This window comes from Aeromonas sp. 61P (assembly GCF_051919545.1).
GTDB classification, from domain to species: Bacteria; Pseudomonadota; Gammaproteobacteria; order Enterobacterales; family Aeromonadaceae; genus Aeromonas; species Aeromonas veronii.
The window spans coordinates 3,180,067-3,197,220 of sequence record NZ_JBQBEL010000001.1; the positions used below are offsets into that span (position 1 = coordinate 3,180,067).

Genomic DNA, 17,154 nt, shown 5'->3' on the forward strand with positions numbered 1-17,154 from the left:
TAACGCATGACCCCCTGCTTTCACTGTGGTGAGCCGGTACCCGCTAATAGTGGTTATTCCCTCAAGATAAAGGGGATTGTTCGCCCCATGTGCTGCCCCGGTTGTCAGGCTGTGGCAGAAACCATCATGGAGTGCGGCCTCGCCAGTTACTACGATCACCGCACCGCCCCCGGCACCAAGGGCGATCTGGTGCCCGAAGAGCTGGCCGCCCTCACCCATTACGATCTGGCAGAAGTGCAACAGGATTTTGTCACCGACAGCGGTACCCTTCGCGAAATCCAGCTGACAGTAGAAGGGCTCACCTGCGCCGCCTGTGCCTGGCTTATCGAACGCCACCTGATGACCCTTGGCGGCCTGCGCTACATCAACGTCAACACCACCACCCACCGGGCCCGCATCAAGTGGGAGCCTGACCAGCTCTCCCTGAGTGACATCCTCAAGGGATTTGCCCAGATCGGTTATCGTGCCTACCCGTTCCAGACCCATCAACAGGAGGCGCTCTACGCCAAAGAGGTGCGCAGCTATATGTTCCGGCTGGCACTGGCAGGGCTGGGCTCAATGCAGGTGATGATGTGCGCCGTGGCCCTCTACATGGATCTCTTCATCAGCGTTGAAGATGAGTTCATGGTCTACTTCAAGTGGATAAGCCTGTTACTTTCCACCCCCATCATGATCTATTCGGCCCAGCCCTTTTACGTGGGCGCCTGGCGCAGCCTGAAACAGGGTCACCTGTCGATGGATGTGTCGGTGTCGCTGGCGCTGATCGGGGCTTTTATCGCCTCCATGTGGGCCACTGTGTTCAATACCGGTGAGGTCTATTACGACTCCATCACCATGTTCGTCTTCTTCCTGCTGCTGGGGCGCTTTCTCGAGTTGCGGGCCCGGCGCAAGGCGTCGGAATCAAGCTCCAACCTGGCGCGACTGGTGCCCATCATGGCGACCCGCATCGATGATGAAGGGGAGCATGAGGTAGCGGCCAAGACCTTGCAGGTCGGCGATCGGGTACGGGTGCTGGCCGGCGCAACCTTGCCGGCGGATGGCATCATTGTCGAAGGGCAAGCCAGCCTCAACGAATCCATGCTGACCGGTGAACAGCTGCCCCTGCTCAAACAGCGTGGTGATCAGGTCTATGCCGGCACCATCAACACGGATGCCCCGCTGCAGATCCGGGTCAGCCACCGTATTGAAGAGTCGCGGATCGCCCAGATCATGCGGCTGCAGGATCACGCCCTCGATGACAAACCGGCCATCGCCCAGATGGCGGATCTGCTGTCACGCCACTTTATTCTGGTGCTGCTGATCATTGCCGCTGCGGTCTGGACCTTCTGGCACTTCCATCAACCAGATCAGGCGTTCTGGATCACCCTCGCCGTGCTGGTTGCCACCTGCCCCTGTGCCCTGTCGCTGGCCACCCCGACGGCGCTGACCTCGGCCACCGCCAATCTGACCCGCAACGGTATCCTGCTGCGCCGCGGTCATGTGCTGGACGTGCTGACCAAGGCCAACCGGATCGTGATGGACAAGACTGGCACCCTGACCACAGGTGAGATCAGTCTGACCGGCACCACCACCTTGGCAGAGATGGACGAGACGCACTGCCTCGCCATCGCCCGGGCCATGGAGGCACAATCCGAGCACCCCATAGCTCGCGCCTTCCGGCTACCTGCCGACAGTATCAGTGTGCTGCCATCCGCCCGCGAGATCACCCCGGTCATCGGTCACGGCATCACAGCGCTGGTGGATGGCGTACGCTACCGCATCGGCAGTGCCCGCTGGCTTGGGCTGGATCCGGCGCAAGAACGCGGCCGCGGTCTGGCTATCTATCTGGCCGACGAGCAGCAGGTCTTGGCCCGCTTCAATCTGGAAGATACCCTGCGCCCCGATGCCAGGGCGCTGATCGCGGCATTCAAGACGGCAGGTCTGCAAACTACCGTGCTGACTGGCGACAGCTCTTTGCAGGCAGACGAGATTGCCCGCGAGCTGGGAGTAGATGAGCTGATCAAGGGGGTCTCACCCGATGGCAAGCTGGCCTACCTCAAGGCCCGGGAAGCCCAAGGGGATATCAGCATCATGGTGGGCGATGGCATCAACGACGCGCCGGTACTGGCTGGCGCTCACGCCTCGTTTGCCATGGCTGGTGGCACCGATCTGGCGAAAAACAGCGCCGACGCCATCCTGCTGGCCGATGACCTGAGCCGACTGCTCGAGGCAAGAGTGCTGGCAATGCGTACCCGCAAGATCATCATCGAGAACTTCGCTTGGTCTATCGGTTACAACCTGCTGGTGCTGCCGCTGGCGGCCTGCGGCTGGCTGCCCCCCTATCTGGCGGCGGCGGGCATGTCGCTCAGCTCACTCATCGTGGTAACCAACTCCATGCGCCTCAACCGATGAGGCTGGTGGCGGAAAATAGCTGAAAATGTGGCCTGCCTCCGATGCAGGCCACATTTCTCACTGATAGCGGCTGGCCCCCTGCCCGAACAGGGTTACCATAGGGGAAGCTTGCCAAGGATGAACGCCAAGGTACCTCTCATGAATATAATTTTTGTCCTGATCCCCATCGCCATCCTGTTTGTGATCATCGCCGGGGTCGTCTTCTTCTGGGCCATTCGCTCCGAGCAGTTTGAAGATCTCGACCGGCAGGGTTCCAACATCCTGTTTGACGAAGAGCAACCCACCCACAAACCCGCAAAGCCTGCTGACCATGACCCACAACCTTGATCTGGCCGGCGCCCTGCTGGTCGGACTGGCAGGCTCTGCCCACTGTATCGGCATGTGCGGTGGCGTCTCCGCCGCGCTCTCCATGGCGATCCCCGCCAACAAGCAGCACTTCTGGGGGCGGCTTGCCTATCTGCTCAACTACAACCTCGGCCGGATCCTGAGCTATGTCATTGCAGGTGCACTGGTGGGCGGGCTGCTCGCCACCACCAGCGAGCTGGGCACTGGCAAGCACGCCATCGCCGGATTACGCCTCATGGCAGCGCTATTGATGATTGCGCTTGGTCTCTATCTGGCGGGCTGGTGGCAAGGGATCTTGCTGCTGGAGCGACTCGGTGCCAGACTTTGGCCCCGTATCAAACCGCTGGCGGGCAAATTTATCCCCTTCACCTCACCTGTGCAGGCACTGCCCTTTGGCATGGTGTGGGGTTGGCTCCCCTGCGGGCTGGTCTACTCCATGCTGACCTGGAGCGCGGCGGCGGGTTCGGCCAGTGGCGGGGCGCTCATCATGCTCTTTTTTGGTCTCGGCACCCTGCCCACCCTGTTCGCGTTGGGCGGGCTTGCCGATCGCCTGAGATACTGGCTCACCCTGCGCAGTTTGCGCCTTGGCGGTGCCCTGCTGCTCATTTTGTTCGGGGTACATACCTTCTGGATTGGCATTGCTTCCTTTTGAAACCCTATCCAAAACGGATGAGTTGATGGTAAACTTGTTTGATATAAATCAATTATTCGTATGAGCCTATGATCCCGGAAAAGAAACCTGGCAGACGTATCCAGAGCGGTGGCTGTGCAATTCATTGCCAGGATTGCAGCATCAGTCAGCTCTGTATTCCCTTCACTCTGAACGACAACGAGCTTGATCAGCTGGACAGCATCATCGAGCGCAAGAAGCCGATCCAGAAGGGTGAAGAGCTGTTCAAGGCTGGCGATGAGTTCAAATCGCTCTATGCCATCCGTTCCGGGACCATCAAGTCTTACACCATCACCGAGCAAGGTGATGAGCAGATCACTGCATTCCACTTGGCTGGCGATCTGGTCGGTTTTGATGCCATCAACAAGCAGGCCCACCCCTCCTTCGCCCAGGCGCTGGAAACAGCCATGGTGTGCGAGATCCCCTTTGAAGTGCTGGATGATCTCTCCGGCAAGATGCCCAAACTGCGACAGCAGATCATGCGTCTGATGAGCAGCGAAATCATGGGCGATCAGGAGATGATCCTGCTGCTCTCCAAGAAGAATGCTGAAGAGCGCCTCGCCGCCTTCCTGCACAATCTGTCGGTACGCTTCTCCGAGCGCGGCTTCTCCGCCAAGGAGTTCCGTCTCTCCATGACCCGTGGTGACATTGGCAACTATCTGGGTCTGACCGTCGAGACCATCAGTCGTCTGCTCGGCCGTTTCCAGAAGTCCGGTCTCATCAGCGTCAAAGGCAAATACATTACCGTGCTGGATCAGGTCGCGCTGGGCATGATGGCCGGTGCAACTCGCCCGCCCTGCGGCTGATTTTCCGCTTACTCTCCCGCTTTTCTCCTGCTTTCTCTGCCGGATCCTTTCCTCTGGAATGTGATCCGGTACGTTCCCCATACACTCCTCCTGCGCTAAGCTGTAATGGCTAAGATTCTGCTGTCATTGGACTTTTCCAAGGAGGAGAAGATGGTCAAATATCAGAATATTCTGGTGGTTATCAATCCAGAAGAGGAGCGTCAAATCGCCCTCGAACGGGCAGTCAAAGTCGCCGAGCTGGACGAAAACGCCCATCTGACCCTGCTGCTCACCATCTATGACTTCTCGTATGAAATGACTGCCATGCTCTCGGTGGACGAGCGGCAAGAGATGCGCGACGGCGTCATTTCACAGCGACGTGAGTGGCTGGACGAGATCCTGACCCCCTATCGGGCACAGGGGATCGAATGCGAGGTGAAAGTAGTCTGGCACAATCGCCCCTTCGAGTGCGTCATTCAGGAAGTGCTGGAGCAGCGCCACGATCTGGTGGTCAAAGCCACTCATCATCACAGCTTCCTGCAAACCTTCATCTTTACCCCCACCGACTGGCACCTCCTGCGCAAATGCCCCTGTCCGGTGCTGCTGGTCAAGGAGGGTCACTGGCAACGGGGCGGCAACATCATCGCCGCCATCAACTGCTCAAGTGACGATCCGGATCAGAAACTGCTCAACGAACGGATCACCCAGGAGGGGAGCGACATCGCCGAGCTGCTGGGCTCCAACCTCTATCTGGTCAACACCTACCCGGGCACTCCGGTCAACGTGGCCATCGAGCTGCCGGAGTTTGACCCCAACGCCTACAACGAAGCTATCCGCAAACATCACGAAAGCCTGCTGTTCAGCCATGCCGACAAGTTCGGGATTGGTCATCTCTGGACCCGGGTAGCAGAGGGGCTACCGGAAGAGGTGTTGCCGGATATGGCCGAAGAGCTCAAGGCGACCCTGATGATCATGGGCTGCGTCGGCCGTACCGGTCTTTCTGCAGCTTTGCTCGGCAATACCGCCGAACATGTGATTGACCGCCTCTCCTGCGACATCCTGATCCTCAAACCGGCGGACTATAGCTGCCCGGTCGACAGTCGTCGCAATCAATCATAAGGTGCCTGGCACCTTGCCCTCCCCCGGGACATGGCTATAATAACGCGCTTATTTGTGTCCCGGGTTTTACGAGCATGCTAGAAGAGCTGAACGCCAAAGAAAAATACAGTTTCAACAAACTGCAAAAGCGCCTGCGGCGCAACGTGGGTCAGGCCATTGCCGACTTCAACATGATTGAAGAGGGCGACAAGGTCATGGTCTGCCTCTCCGGCGGCAAGGACAGCTTCGGTATGCTCGACATACTGATGAGCCTCAAAGCCAGCGCCCCCATCCATTTCGATCTGGTTGCCGTCAACCTGGATCAGAAGCAGCCCGGTTTCCCCGAGCATGTGCTGCCCGAGTATCTGGATTCCCTCGGCATCGAGTACAAGATAGTCGAGGAAGATACCTACTCCATCGTCAAAGAGAAGGTACCGGAAGGCAAAACCACCTGCTCCCTCTGCTCACGGCTGCGCCGCGGTATTCTCTATCGCACCGCCCAGGAGCTGGGTTGCACCAAGATTGCCCTTGGCCACCACCGTGACGACATCCTCGAGACCCTGTTCCTCAACATGTTCTACGGTGGCAAGCTCAAGTCCATGCCGCCCAAGCTGGTGAGCGATGATGGCAAGAACGTGGTGATCCGCCCGCTGGCCTACTGCAAAGAGAAGGATCTGATCCGCTACGCCGACGTCAAAGCCTTCCCCATCATTCCGTGCAACCTGTGCGGCTCGCAGGAGAACCTGCAGCGTCAGGCCATCAAACAGATGATGCAGGATTGGGATCGCCGCTTCCCCGGTCGTATCGAAACCATGTTCACCGCCATTCAGGACGTGATCCCGAGCCACCTGCTCGACCACAAGCTGTTTGACTTCAAGAGCATCAACCGCGACTCCGGCATCATCGATGGCGGCGACAAGGCGTTTGATCCGCCCGAGATGCCGAAGGCGCCGCTGCTGGATATCGACGAGATGGACATGCTGGATGTGATTGAAGTGCGCTAAGCCGCCGTCACAGGGCAAACGCCACGCAATAAAAAAGGAGCGATGATCGCTCCTTTTTTGCTTTCTTTATCTGCCTGTTACCAACGTGACAACACCATCGGCATCAGCCCTTGTGCAACCAGGGGGTCAGGCGCAGCACGTCAGCCTGCAGGCGCAGTTGCCCGGCGGCGAACGCGGCCAGTTGCTCATTGCTCAGCAGCAGGTGGCCTTCCTGCCAGGGCAGCGCCTCCTGACGGGCGCCATCAATCAGATAAGCAGTGCCGCTCTGCTCCACCAGAGTAATGCGTACCCCTTCCATCTTCGGCAGGAAGTGCTTGCCGACCATGCCTGCCATCTTGTCGAGCAGCGACTGCATCTGCAGCTGACGGGCCGCCAGCTCGGCCAAGGGCAGCTCGGGCCCGTTCGGCGCATCTGCCATTACCTGTACCGTCATATCGCATGTGGCGTGCTCTTCTTTCAGGCCAACGGTCACGATCCCCTTGTCGAGGTTGAGATCCTCATCAAAAGGCAGGCGCAGTTCGCTATCGACCGTTACCTCGCCCGCCACTTCCTTGCTGTCGGTTGCAACCCGGGCAAAGGTGAGGCCACAGCGCTGACCATTTTGCGGATCGGTCAGATAAAACCCCAGTCTGGCGTGACCAAACTCCCCTTTAGCAAAGGTCTTCATCTGGCTGTAGAAGGTGCTGTATTGCAGATCCAGCACCGGCTCAGCCAGCGCCAGCCCTGGCAGCAAGAGCGTGGCCAGCAGACTCTGGCGCACAGCCTTGGTCACTCCATATCGACGGGTCATTCAACGTCCTTTTGCATCATGCATTGAAATGGTTGGGGCCTTCTGTCACCTCGTTAACCTCTACCCCCACCCCGCAGAGATCCCGATAGAGGATCCCCTTACAGTTGAAATAGAGCGGTGCCACCCAGATAAGCCCCAATCCCATGGGGATCAGAGCCAGGAAGAAGAGCGCGGTCATCACGCCGTGGAACAGCACAATGCTGGGCCAGCCGCGTGCAAAGAGCTTGAGAGAGACCAGAATGGCCTGGGGCGGCGTCAGGCCACGCTCCAGCACCAGCGGGACGGTAAAGAGCAGCCCCATGCCGATCAGGGCCGAGGGAATGAAAGAGAGTACGGCGGGCAATCCCAGCAGATCGAACAGCGGGCCAAACAGGCTGGTGAGCAGACTGCCAAGCAGGCTCAGCATGCCGAGGCGTACAAAGTGGCGGAAGAAGTCGAACACCTGGTTGGCCCGGGCGCGTACCCCGACCGACTGCTGCAACCCCAGCATATCGAGGGAGCTGGTCATGGGAGCCATCACCACCGTCATCAGCAGGCTCAGCACCATGGCTACATTCATCTGGCTGTCATCCCCCAGATAGGGCAACAGCAGCACATTGCTGAGCAGGATCCAGATCGCCGTCACCCCGACAATCGCCAGCAGCAGGCCAAATCCGGTACGGCGGGTCTGTTGCCATCCCTCCTGGATGACCCCTTTCAGATCAAGGCGGTAGCCCTGGTTCAGAGACTGCTCAAGGGAGCCGCCAATACGCATTTTATTACTCAATTGACTATCCAATATCGAAAACGACCAAATCAGGTGGCACATTATAGCGATTTGGTCTGCTATTCGTAGCCGTTTTTCCTGCGCACTTGCGGCTAATTCGGGCCAAAAAGCCTTTAATTTCATGTGTCGGCTGCATAGAATGCGGCCCTCTTTCAACACGATGGCCACTGGCTGGGGTGAGACTGGCGGATGATGAACAATCCACAGGTAATTGTCGCGCTGAACAAGATCAGCAAAAAATACGATGGCAAGGTGATCCTGAGTGACCTTGACCTTGAAATCTATGACGGTGAATTTCTTACCCTGCTGGGCCCTTCCGGCTGTGGCAAGACCACCCTGCTGCGCCTGCTGGCCGGGCTCGAATCGGTCGATGGTGGCACCATCTATCTGGCCGGTGACGAGATCACCCATATCCCCGCCGAACACAGGCACATCAACACCGTGTTCCAGAGCTATGCGCTCTTCCCTCATATGACGGTGTTTGAAAACGTCGCCTTTGGCCTCGAGATGCAGAAAGTACCGGCCAGCGAGATCCGCCAGCGGGTCGAGGAGACCCTCGCCATGGTGCAGCTCACCGAGCTGGCCAACCGCCGCCCGGATCAGCTCTCCGGCGGCCAGCAACAACGGGTCGCCATTGCCCGCGCCGTGGTCAACAAGCCCCGCCTGCTGCTGCTCGACGAATCCCTCTCGGCGCTCGACTACAAGCTGCGCAAGCAGATGCAGAGCGAGCTCAAGGCGCTGCAACGTCGCCTTGGCATCACCTTTGTCTTCGTTACCCATGATCAGGAAGAGGCGCTCACCATGTCTGATCGCATCCTGGTGATGGAGGGGGGCCAAATCATCCAGCGTGGCACTCCGCGCGATATCTACGAATCGCCAGCCAATCTGTTCGTGGCCCGCTTTATCGGCGAGATCAACGTGATGGATGGCAAGCTGATCAGCCAGCGCGAGCCCGGTATCTGGCAGGCCGAGGTAGAGGGGCGCGAATGCCTGCTCCATACCGCCTTGCCGTTCCAGCCAGACGACAAGGTGCTGGTGCTGCTGCGCCCGGAAGATCTGCGCATTCTCGATCAGGATGACGATCAGAGCGGTGCGCTACGGGGCAATATCCGCGAGCGTAACTACAAGGGGGCGACGCTGGATTCGGTGATCGAGCTCGAAAGTGGCAAACAGCTGCTTATCTCCGAGTTCTTCGACGAGGATGACCCCGACTTTGACTACCGCCTGGGTCAGGAGGTGGCGATCCACTGGGTTGACAGCTGGGAGGTGGTGCTGCCCTATGAGCCTCACTAATCTGCGGGTACCACACAGCTTTGCCCACAACGGCTTTCGCAACGGGGCCATCGCGCTGATCCTGGGCTGGCTGACGCTGTTTGTCTTCCTGCCCAACCTGATGATCATCGGCGTCAGCTTCCTGACTCGTGATGAGTCCGAGCTTATCGCGCCGCTCTTTACCCTGAACAACTATGGCCGCCTGCTGGACCCGCTCTATTTCGAGGTGCTGCTCCACTCCCTCTGGCTGGCGCTGCTCGCCACTGCCATCTGCCTGCTGGTGGGCTACCCCTTTGCCTGGCTGTTGGCCCATCTTCCAGCGCGTATCCGCCCGCTGCTGCTGTTTCTGGTGGTGGTGCCGTTTTGGACCAACTCCCTCATTCGTACCTATGCGCTGAAAGTGCTGCTCGGCACCCGGGGGCTGATCAATGGCTGGCTGCTGGATCTGGGGCTTATCGAGCGGCCGCTGCAGATGATGTATACCGAGGTGGCCGTCATCATCGGGCTGGTCTATGTGCTGCTCCCCTTTATGGTGCTGCCGCTCTACTCCAGCATCGAGAAGCTGGATGGCCGTTTGCTGGAGGCGGCGCGAGATCTTGGCGCCAACGGCTGGCAGCGGCTGGTGCGGATCATTCTGCCCCTCACTCTGCCCGGCATCATCGCCGGTTGTCTGCTGGTGTTCCTGCCCGCCATGGGGATGTTCTACGTCTCCGACTTGCTGGGGGGCGCCAAGCACCTGCTTATCGGTAACCTGATCAAGACCCAGTTCCTCAACAGCCGTGACTGGCCCTTCGGCGCCGCCATCAGCGTGATGCTGACGGTGCTGATGGCACTGTTGGTCTACTGCTACTGGCGGGCGGGCAAACTGCTCAGCAAGAAGGGGGAGCTGGCATGATGCGCGCATTGAAAGCTCTGTTTCTGCTGCTGGTGTTTGGCTATCTCTATGTGCCCATCGGGGTGCTGATCGCCAACTCCTTCAACCTGTCTAAATATGGCATCGACTGGCGCGGCTTTACCCTGGGCTGGTATGAGAAGCTGTTTGCCAGCGCCAGCCTGATGCAGGCGGCCCAGCACTCCCTGACCATCGCCGCCCTCACCGCCACCGCCGCCACCCTGATCGGTACACTCACCGCCGTGGCGCTGTTTCGCTACCGCTTTCGCGGCAAACAGTACGTGAGCGGCATGCTGTTCGTGGTGATGATGTCCCCCGATATCGTCATGGCCATCTCCCTGCTGACCCTGTTTGTAGTGACCGGTATTGCGCTCGGCTTCTGGTCGCTGCTGATCGCCCACATTACCTTCTGCCTGCCGTTCGTGGTGATCACCGTCTACTCGCGGCTGTGTGGCTTCGATGTGCGGATGCTGGAAGCCGCGCGGGATCTGGGTGCTGGCGAGTGGATCATCCTGCGCCGCATCATACTGCCGCTGGCCCTGCCCGCGGTGATGGCGGGCTGGCTGCTCTCCTTTACCCTGTCGCTGGATGACGTGGTGGTGAGCTCCTTTGTTACCGGCCCGGCCTACGAGATCCTGCCGCTCAAGATCTACTCCATGGTCAAGGTGGGGGTCTCCCCCGAGGTCAACGCCCTGGCCACCCTGATGCTGGTCGCCTCCCTCGGGATGGTGCTGCTGGCGCAACTGTTACTGCGTAAACGGCAGGGTTGACCCTGCCCGTTTCGTCCCCGCCACCTTTGGCGAACTCTGTCACGGTGGGCCGCAAGGCCCCATAACCCCAAGGAGTTGTTGATGACAATCCAACACAAGGCCGGCGCCCTGCTGGCAGCCGCCCTCACCCTCACCACCCCGCTGCTGAGCCAGAGCGCTCACGCGGCCGATGACAAGGTGGTCTACTTCTACAACTGGTCGGAATATGTGCCGGATGGCCTGCTGGAGCAGTTCCAGCAAGAGACCGGCATCAAGGTGATCTACTCCACCTACGAATCCAACGAGACCCTCTACGCCAAGCTGAAAACCCATGGCGACGGCTATGACGTGGTGGTGCCCAGCACCTATTTCATCTCGAAAATGGCCAAGGAGGGAATGCTGCAGCCGCTGGATCGCGCCCAGCTGCCCAACTTCAAGCACCTCGACCCCACCCTGCTCAACCACGAGTACGACCCGGACAACCGCTACTCCATCCCCTATATCTGGGGCGCAACCGGGATCGGCACTAACACCGACATCATCGAGCAACCCGTTACCAGCTGGAAACAGCTCTGGGCTCCGGAGTGGAAAGAGAGTCTGCTGCTGATGGACGATGCCCGCGAGGTATTCCATATCGCGCTGGTGCAACTGGGCTATAGCCCCAACACCCAGGACAAGGCGCAAATTGCCGAAGCGTTCGAATACCTGAAAAAGCTGATGCCGAACGTCAAGGCGTTCAACTCCGACAACCCGGCCGACCCCTTTATCGCCGGCGAGGTCAATATCGGCATGTTGTGGAACGGCTCGGCCTACGGCGCCCAGCGTGAATATCCCTCCATCCAGATGACCTACCCCGAAGAAGGCGCCGTGCTCTGGATGGACAACCTCGCCATCCCGGCCAAGGCCAAGCATGTGAAGGAGGCCCACGCCCTGATCAACTTCCTGATGCGCCCCGATGTGGCCGCCAAGGTGGCCGAGGCAATTGGCTACCCCACCCCGGTCAAGGATGCCATTCCCCTGCTCACCCCGGCGTTTCGCAACAACCCCATGGTTTTCCCGAGCGACGAGATCAAGCGCAAGGGGGAATTCCAGTCCGATGTGGGGGACGCCTCCCGCCTCTACGAGCAGTACTTTCTGCAGCTGAAAGCCATGGTGGCCAAAGCCGGTTAAGTCGGCGGTTAATCGGCCCTGACGGGATTAATGGATTAAGGGGGCAATATTTGCCCCCTTCGCCTTTTACCAATCTGCGCAATTTTTAAGCGTAACATTCATTGACACAGAGAGGCACAGGCGAGCCTCGGTTAATGGCAAAATATATGGACAGTCGCCTTTAAGCCAGACTGACAGACCACAACTCTTGTCCGTTCTCCACAGCAGCCAGCTTCAAAGTAAATTGTCAGGGGAATATGATAGTGGTAGTGGTGTCTTTTTATATTCAGAATGGATTCAGCATTGCTCCATTGTGGAGATATAGGCACAATAGATACGTTTATGGGGAATGACTGTGCAGTATTATCGAAACCGCGAACGTCCGATTACGCTTCGCTAATCGAACCTACGGTCCTTTGACAATCATGAGTAAAACATATTTATATGGAAAGCTATTTTAACAGATCAATTTATATTTTCCATTTAATCACTGCTATAGATTGAGGAACGGTACGGCAAAAATTGTTGATTTGAATGATGAATGGGCGCTAAATATTGGCAAGGTTTTCCTGTCGTTTGGCAGCCTAGAAAGATTCACCATTGATTGCATCAGTAAATGGTTAAATAGCCAAGTAATTTTAAATCACTTAACAAGTTTACCTCTGGCGCAAAGAATAAACATAGTAATTGATTTGGCAAACGATAGGTATGGTGAGCGCAAAGAAGTTCAGTCATTTTGCGAAAATATGAAAAAAATGCTAGAGCTAGCAAAAAAGCGAAATTTAATTGCTCATAATCCTTTGATGATGGTTATCTATGAAGACTCTGTTGAAGAGGAAATATTCTCTCTTAAGAATGAGAATACAAGAATGACACTATCTGATTTGCTCTCATTAGTCACTGAAGCTGAAAGACTGTATAGTGAGCTACATTGTGACCTGGTTAAACTTCACTTCATTGATAATCCAGAATTGTTATCAATGTTTCATGAGCAGGATTTAACCGGCCTTATTGATACAAGAGGAAAATGATTTTTTAATTAGGTATTTAAAGCAGTCACCTTGTTTGAAGTATATGTTTTCAACCCCTTAAATCAGTGTTATACGCTTAGAGCTAAAAAATGGAAATTAAATAACTCTGTAGATTATTTGATATATAGGTTTAAACGTAGTTGATCCAGAAGAATGACTGCTTAACCGCGTTTATGTAGCTAGTTCGAGGTTTTGGCCGAGGAGTTTAAGGTATGGACAACCAATAAGATGGCAAGAATCGATTAATTCTGCGCTTTTTCATCCCCCCTCAGGGGTGTAGATTGGCTGTGGGGGCAAGCGTTGCCCCCTCTCTTTTTTCATGACCCCTCGAGGTATCACGGAAAACACGTTTTTCGCCGATATCGCGGGTGGCCTGAGCCAATCAGGAGTATTCATGTCCGATCTGACCCTCTATTTCGCTCCCGGCACTTGTGCCATGGCCGTGCAGATTGCCCTGCTGGAAGCGAATGCCCCGTTCCAACCCCGTCTCGTCAACCTCGCCGCAGGGGAGCAACGTGACCCTGCGTATCTTGCCATCAACCCCAAAGGGCGGGTGCCAGCCCTTGTCACCGAGCAGGGCACCCTGACCGAGACCCCGGCCCTGCTGCTCTATGTGGCGCAGCGCTTCCCCGCAGCCAAGCTGGCACCGCTGGACAACCCGTTCCTGCTGGCCCGCATGCAGGAGGTCAACTGCTTCCTCGCCTCCACCGTGCATGTCTCCCACGCCCACGGTCGCCGTGGCAGCCGCTGGGCCGATGACGAGCAGGCCATTGCCGCCATGCAACAGAAAGTCGCCAGCAATATGCGCGATGGCTTTGCCCAGATTGAGCAGCACTATCTGGCAGGCCCCTGGGTGCTGGGCGAGCAGTTCAGCGTGGCGGATATCTATCTGTTCGTGGTCGCGGGCTGGCTGAAAAGCGATGGGGTCGAGATCAGTGAATTCCCCAAGGTTGCCGATCATTATCAGCGAATGCTGAGCCGTCCGGCGGTCGCCAAGGCACTGGCCAACTAACAATAAAATCAATAGCTCGATAAATAACAAGGGTGTCAGGGCTCTGCTGACACCCTTCCTGCCTCCTCCCCTGCACTTCTTCTCCCGCCTTTGAGATCGTTTTCACATTTCCGTGGTTTTGCCGTGGCCCTTCCTTAGTAAAAAGCCTATCTTTGCGCCATGACGCAACCGGTTGCGTAACCGGTTGCCTAGCGGTTCACAGATTGACGGGCCATGGCCTGATGAGGTGCTGTATGAAACGAGGCGTACTGCTCAATGCTCCCCTGAGTGCTCTGGTGGCACAGATGGGCCACACCGACGAGATCACCGTCTGCGATGCAGGCTTGCCCATTCCGGCAGGTCCGGAGCGGATCGATCTGGCGCTGATGGCGGGGACACCCAGCCTTGAAACCGTACTGACCGCCCTGCTCACCGATCTGGTGGTGGAGAAGGTGATCATGGCAAGCGAGATCAGGCAGATCAGCCCCGCCGCCCATCAGGCTCTGGTCGATCAGCTTGAGGCGCACGCAGCCGCCCAGGGCAAGCCCATCGCCATCGAATACTGCCTGCACGAGGAGTTCAAAACCCGCTCCCGCCAGAGCAAGGCCATCGTGCGCAGCGGCGAGGTGACTCCCTACGCCAACCTGATCCTCTGCGCCGGTGTGGCGTTCTGACATTCTTCAAAGAAGGCCTCTTCAAGGAAGCTGCAAATGAGCACAACCTCCCCCCTCTCACCCATTCTGGAGCTGACCGGGATCGTCAAGACCTTCCCCGGTGTACGCGCCCTCGACGAAGCGGGTCTGCGGGTCTATCCGGGCCAGGTGATGGCTCTGCTCGGCGAAAATGGCGCCGGCAAATCCACCCTGATGAAGGTGCTGACCGGTATCTATCAGGCCGATACGGGCAGCGTCAGCTACCGCGGTCAACCGGTTCACTTCAAGGGCCCCCGCGACTCTCAGGATCAGGGGATCAGCATCATCCATCAGGAGCTGAACCTGCTGCCGGAGTTGTCGATTGCCGCAAACATCTTCCTCGGCCGCGAGCCCCGCACCCGTTTTGGCAGCATCGACCACAAGCAGTTGCGTGAGCGTGCCAGCGGTCTGCTGGCACGGCTTGGCGTCAAACATGGCCCTGATACACGACTCGGAAGTCTCTCCATCGGCGAACAGCAGATGGTGGAGATCGCCAAGGCGCTGTCGTTCGATGCCAGCGTCATCATCATGGATGAACCGACCGATGCGTTGACCGATACCGAGACCGAGCAGTTGTTCAAGGTTATCCGCGAGTTGCGTGAACAGGGTTGCGGCATCGTCTATATCTCCCATCGCCTCAAGGAGATCTTCGAGATCTGCGATCGGGTCACTGTGCTGCGCGATGGCAAGTGGATCGGCGAGAAGGCGGTGAGCGATCTGGATGAAGACAAGATCATCGAGATGATGGTGGGTCGCCGTCTGGAAGAGCAGTACCCGCGTCTTGAGCGCGAGCTCGGCCCCGTCAGCCTGCAGGTGAAGGATCTGGCCGGTCCCGGCGTGCGCGGGGTGAGCTTCTCCCTGCGTCAGGGGGAGATTCTGGGTTTTAGCGGCCTGATGGGTTCCGGTCGTACCGAGCTGATGAAGCTGATCTACGGCGCCAGCCCCGTCAGCGCCGGTGACATTACGGTGGATGGCCACGCGCTGGTACCAACCAGTCCGGCCGATGGCCTGGCCGCTGGCATCGCCTATATCTCCGAGGATCGCAAGGGGGATGGTCTGGTGCTGGAGCTGTCGGTGCGGGAGAACATGAGTCTCTGCGCCCTCGACGAGTTCATCAGCAACGGCAAGATCGACGGCAAGGCCGAACGGCAGGCGGTGAGCGACTATGTGCGCCTGTTCAACATCAAGACCCCGAGTCAGGATCAGCTGATAAAGCTGCTCTCTGGCGGCAACCAGCAGAAGGTAGCCATCGCCAAGGGGCTGCTGACCCGGCCCAAGGTGCTGATCCTCGACGAGCCGACCCGCGGCGTCGACGTGGGGGCGAAAAAGGAAATTTATCAGCTGATCAACCAGTTCAAGAAGGAGGGGATGAGCATCATTCTGGTCTCCTCCGAGATGCCGGAAGTGCTCGGCATGAGTGATCGCATCATGGTGATGCACGAAGGGCGCATCAGCGCAGAGTTCAACACCCGCGATGCCAATCAGGAGAAGCTGATGGCGGCGGCAGTCGGTAAACAGTGGCAAGCAGAGCAAGAGGCATCCCAATGACAACCCAAACCCTTTCCCGCCGCGGCGTCATGAGCAAGGCGTGGTGGATCGAGAACAAATCCCTGGTCGCGCTGCTGGTCCTGATTGGTGTGGTCTCCTTTCTGAGCCCCAACTTCTTCACCGCCGACAACCTCCTCAACATCCTGCGCCAGACCTCGGTCAACGCCATCATGGCGGTCGGTATGACGCTGGTTATCCTCACCGCCGGTATCGATCTGTCGGTCGGCTCGGTACTGGCCCTGTGCGGTGCGCTGGCGGCGACCATGGTCGCCATGGAGCTACCGATCTGGCTGGTGGTGCCCCTCACTCTGGGTGCCGGTGCCCTGCTGGGCGGCGTCAGCGGCCTCATCATTGCCAAGGGCAAGGTGCAGGCATTTATCGCTACCCTGGTCACCATGACTGCCCTGCGCGGTATCACCATGGTCTATACCGAGGGTCGCCCCATCTCCACCGGTTTCAGTGACGGCGCCGATCACTTCGCTTGGCTCGGTACCGGTTACCTGTTCGGTCTGCCGGTGCCCATCTGGCTGATGGCCATCGTCTTCCTGCTGGCCTGGTTCATGCTCAACCACACCCGTCTCGGTCGCTACATCTACGCGCTGGGCGGTAACGAATCTGCCACCCGCCTCTCCGGTATCAATGTGGATCGGGTGAAGCTGGCGGTGTATGGTCTGTGCGGCGCGCTCTCGGCGCTGGCTGGGCTTATCGTTACCTCTCGCCTCTCCTCTGCCCAGCCGACGGCGGGCATGGGTTACGAGCTGGATGCCATCGCTGCGGTGGTGCTGGGCGGAACCAGCCTGATGGGCGGCAAGGGCCGCATCATGGGCACCCTGATAGGTGCCTTGATCATCGGTTTTCTCAACAATGCCCTCAACCTGCTCGACGTATCGTCCTATTACCAGATGATCGCCAAGGCCAGCGTGATCTTGCTTGCCGTGATGATCGATAACAAAAGCAACCGTTAATAAGACAAGCCACACA

The 17,154-nt window shown here is 58.0% G+C and carries 17 protein-coding genes; 15 read left to right on the forward strand and 2 right to left on the reverse strand.

The window, feature by feature from the left end; all coding sequences use genetic code 11:
* The first annotated feature begins 6 nt into the window (after window positions 1-6).
* The 6 genes from ACTG2O_RS15115 to ttcA all read left to right on the forward strand — a co-directional run bounded on the left by ACTG2O_RS15115 (window position 7) and on the right by ttcA (window position 6,293).
* Window positions 7-2,391 carry a heavy metal translocating P-type ATPase gene (locus ACTG2O_RS15115; RefSeq protein ID WP_439976254.1) on the forward strand — a complete coding sequence of 795 codons (2,385 nt, stop codon included), beginning with the start codon at window positions 7-9 and terminating at the stop codon, window positions 2,389-2,391.
* Between the two features lie 138 nt (window positions 2,392-2,529).
* Window positions 2,530-2,718 carry a cbb3-type cytochrome oxidase assembly protein CcoS gene (gene ccoS, locus ACTG2O_RS15120; RefSeq protein WP_005360558.1) on the forward strand — a complete coding sequence of 63 codons (189 nt, stop codon included), beginning with the start codon at window positions 2,530-2,532 and terminating at the stop codon, window positions 2,716-2,718.
* Window positions 2,702-3,388 (forward strand): sulfite exporter TauE/SafE family protein, encoded by a 687-nt coding sequence (locus ACTG2O_RS15125; protein ID WP_005360560.1) that lies wholly within the window; start codon window positions 2,702-2,704, stop codon window positions 3,386-3,388. Before ccoS ends, ACTG2O_RS15125 begins: the two co-directional genes overlap by 17 nt.
* A 68-nt stretch (window positions 3,389-3,456) precedes the next feature.
* Window positions 3,457-4,212: an FNR family transcription factor gene (locus tag ACTG2O_RS15130; RefSeq protein ID WP_005351934.1), complete on the forward strand. Its 756-nt coding sequence runs from the start codon at window positions 3,457-3,459 to the stop codon at window positions 4,210-4,212.
* Between the two features lie 150 nt (window positions 4,213-4,362).
* Entirely contained in the window at window positions 4,363-5,310 is a 948-nt protein-coding gene (gene uspE, locus ACTG2O_RS15135) for a universal stress protein UspE (protein WP_439976255.1), read from the forward strand.
* Window positions 5,311-5,384: 74 nt separating this feature from the next.
* The gene (gene ttcA / locus ACTG2O_RS15140; protein WP_005336634.1) at window positions 5,385-6,293 is read left to right on the forward strand and encodes a tRNA 2-thiocytidine(32) synthetase TtcA; all 909 of its coding nucleotides are present in this window, start codon (window positions 5,385-5,387) and stop codon (window positions 6,291-6,293) included.
* A 103-nt stretch (window positions 6,294-6,396) separates the two neighbouring features.
* Here the strand turns inward: ttcA and ACTG2O_RS15145 are convergent, their stop codons facing one another.
* Both ACTG2O_RS15145 and ACTG2O_RS15150 read right to left on the reverse strand, forming a co-directional pair.
* Window positions 6,397-7,083 (reverse strand): DUF2987 domain-containing protein, encoded by a 687-nt coding sequence (locus ACTG2O_RS15145; RefSeq protein ID WP_139734853.1) that lies wholly within the window; start codon window positions 7,081-7,083, stop codon window positions 6,397-6,399.
* A gap of 16 nt (window positions 7,084-7,099) precedes the next feature.
* Window positions 7,100-7,837: a hypothetical protein gene (locus ACTG2O_RS15150; RefSeq protein ID WP_005351939.1), complete on the reverse strand. Its 738-nt coding sequence runs from the start codon at window positions 7,835-7,837 to the stop codon at window positions 7,100-7,102.
* Window positions 7,838-8,038: 201 nt separating this feature from the next.
* Here ACTG2O_RS15150 and potA point away from each other — a divergent pair, with 201 nt between their 5' ends.
* From potA to rbsC, 9 genes are all read left to right on the forward strand, one after another.
* Entirely contained in the window at window positions 8,039-9,142 is a 1,104-nt protein-coding gene (gene potA, locus ACTG2O_RS15155; protein ID WP_439976256.1) for a spermidine/putrescine ABC transporter ATP-binding protein PotA, read from the forward strand.
* Window positions 9,129-10,016: a spermidine/putrescine ABC transporter permease PotB gene (gene potB / locus ACTG2O_RS15160; protein WP_439976257.1), complete on the forward strand. Its 888-nt coding sequence runs from the start codon at window positions 9,129-9,131 to the stop codon at window positions 10,014-10,016. Before potA ends, potB begins: the two co-directional genes overlap by 14 nt.
* The gene (gene potC, locus ACTG2O_RS15165; protein WP_005336644.1) at window positions 10,013-10,783 is read left to right on the forward strand and encodes a spermidine/putrescine ABC transporter permease PotC; all 771 of its coding nucleotides are present in this window, start codon (window positions 10,013-10,015) and stop codon (window positions 10,781-10,783) included. The genes potB and potC overlap by 4 nt, the downstream gene beginning before the upstream one ends.
* 81 nt (window positions 10,784-10,864) lie before the next feature.
* Window positions 10,865-11,932, forward strand: a complete 1,068-nt coding sequence (locus ACTG2O_RS15170; RefSeq protein WP_005345409.1) for an extracellular solute-binding protein — start codon at window positions 10,865-10,867, stop codon at window positions 11,930-11,932.
* A 509-nt stretch (window positions 11,933-12,441) separates the two neighbouring features.
* Window positions 12,442-12,942: a hypothetical protein gene (locus ACTG2O_RS15175; RefSeq protein ID WP_439976258.1), complete on the forward strand. Its 501-nt coding sequence runs from the start codon at window positions 12,442-12,444 to the stop codon at window positions 12,940-12,942.
* Between the two features lie 394 nt (window positions 12,943-13,336).
* A complete protein-coding gene (locus ACTG2O_RS15180; protein ID WP_439976259.1) occupies window positions 13,337-13,954 on the forward strand; it encodes a glutathione S-transferase family protein in 618 nt (205 codons plus the stop codon).
* A gap of 233 nt (window positions 13,955-14,187) precedes the next feature.
* Window positions 14,188-14,607, forward strand: coding sequence for a D-ribose pyranase (gene rbsD / locus ACTG2O_RS15185; RefSeq protein WP_139432909.1), 420 nt, complete (start codon window positions 14,188-14,190; stop codon window positions 14,605-14,607).
* 36 nt (window positions 14,608-14,643) lie between these two features.
* The gene (gene rbsA, locus ACTG2O_RS15190) at window positions 14,644-16,173 is read left to right on the forward strand and encodes a ribose ABC transporter ATP-binding protein RbsA (protein ID WP_439976260.1); all 1,530 of its coding nucleotides are present in this window, start codon (window positions 14,644-14,646) and stop codon (window positions 16,171-16,173) included.
* Window positions 16,170-17,138, forward strand: coding sequence for a ribose ABC transporter permease (gene rbsC, locus ACTG2O_RS15195; RefSeq protein ID WP_005336670.1), 969 nt, complete (start codon window positions 16,170-16,172; stop codon window positions 17,136-17,138). The genes rbsA and rbsC overlap by 4 nt, the downstream gene beginning before the upstream one ends.
* Window positions 17,139-17,154: the final 16 nt, after the last annotated feature.

What these genes read in the sequence shown, in the direction of transcription:
- rbsA (WP_439976260.1), top strand. Translation starts at nt 14,644, where the DNA reads ATGAGCACAACCTCCCCCCTCTCACCCATTCTGGAGCTGACCGGGATC.
- rbsD (WP_139432909.1), top strand. Translation starts at nt 14,188, where the DNA reads ATGAAACGAGGCGTACTGCTCAATGCTCCCCTGAGTGCTCTGGTGGCA.
- rbsC (WP_005336670.1), top strand. Translation starts at nt 16,170, where the DNA reads ATGACAACCCAAACCCTTTCCCGCCGCGGCGTCATGAGCAAGGCGTGG.
- ttcA (WP_005336634.1), top strand. Translation starts at nt 5,385, where the DNA reads ATGCTAGAAGAGCTGAACGCCAAAGAAAAATACAGTTTCAACAAACTG.
- potB (WP_439976257.1), top strand. Translation starts at nt 9,129, where the DNA reads ATGAGCCTCACTAATCTGCGGGTACCACACAGCTTTGCCCACAACGGC.
- ACTG2O_RS15130 (WP_005351934.1), top strand. Translation starts at nt 3,457, where the DNA reads ATGATCCCGGAAAAGAAACCTGGCAGACGTATCCAGAGCGGTGGCTGT.
- uspE (WP_439976255.1), top strand. Translation starts at nt 4,363, where the DNA reads ATGGTCAAATATCAGAATATTCTGGTGGTTATCAATCCAGAAGAGGAG.
- potC (WP_005336644.1), top strand. Translation starts at nt 10,013, where the DNA reads ATGATGCGCGCATTGAAAGCTCTGTTTCTGCTGCTGGTGTTTGGCTAT.
- ACTG2O_RS15115 (WP_439976254.1), top strand. Translation starts at nt 7, where the DNA reads ATGACCCCCTGCTTTCACTGTGGTGAGCCGGTACCCGCTAATAGTGGT.
- ccoS (WP_005360558.1), top strand. Translation starts at nt 2,530, where the DNA reads ATGAATATAATTTTTGTCCTGATCCCCATCGCCATCCTGTTTGTGATC.
- ACTG2O_RS15170 (WP_005345409.1), top strand. Translation starts at nt 10,865, where the DNA reads ATGACAATCCAACACAAGGCCGGCGCCCTGCTGGCAGCCGCCCTCACC.
- potA (WP_439976256.1), top strand. Translation starts at nt 8,039, where the DNA reads ATGATGAACAATCCACAGGTAATTGTCGCGCTGAACAAGATCAGCAAA.
- ACTG2O_RS15180 (WP_439976259.1), top strand. Translation starts at nt 13,337, where the DNA reads ATGTCCGATCTGACCCTCTATTTCGCTCCCGGCACTTGTGCCATGGCC.
- ACTG2O_RS15145 (WP_139734853.1), bottom strand. Translation starts at nt 7,083, where the DNA reads ATGACCCGTCGATATGGAGTGACCAAGGCTGTGCGCCAGAGTCTGCTG.
- ACTG2O_RS15150 (WP_005351939.1), bottom strand. Translation starts at nt 7,837, where the DNA reads ATGCGTATTGGCGGCTCCCTTGAGCAGTCTCTGAACCAGGGCTACCGC.
- ACTG2O_RS15125 (WP_005360560.1), top strand. Translation starts at nt 2,702, where the DNA reads ATGACCCACAACCTTGATCTGGCCGGCGCCCTGCTGGTCGGACTGGCA.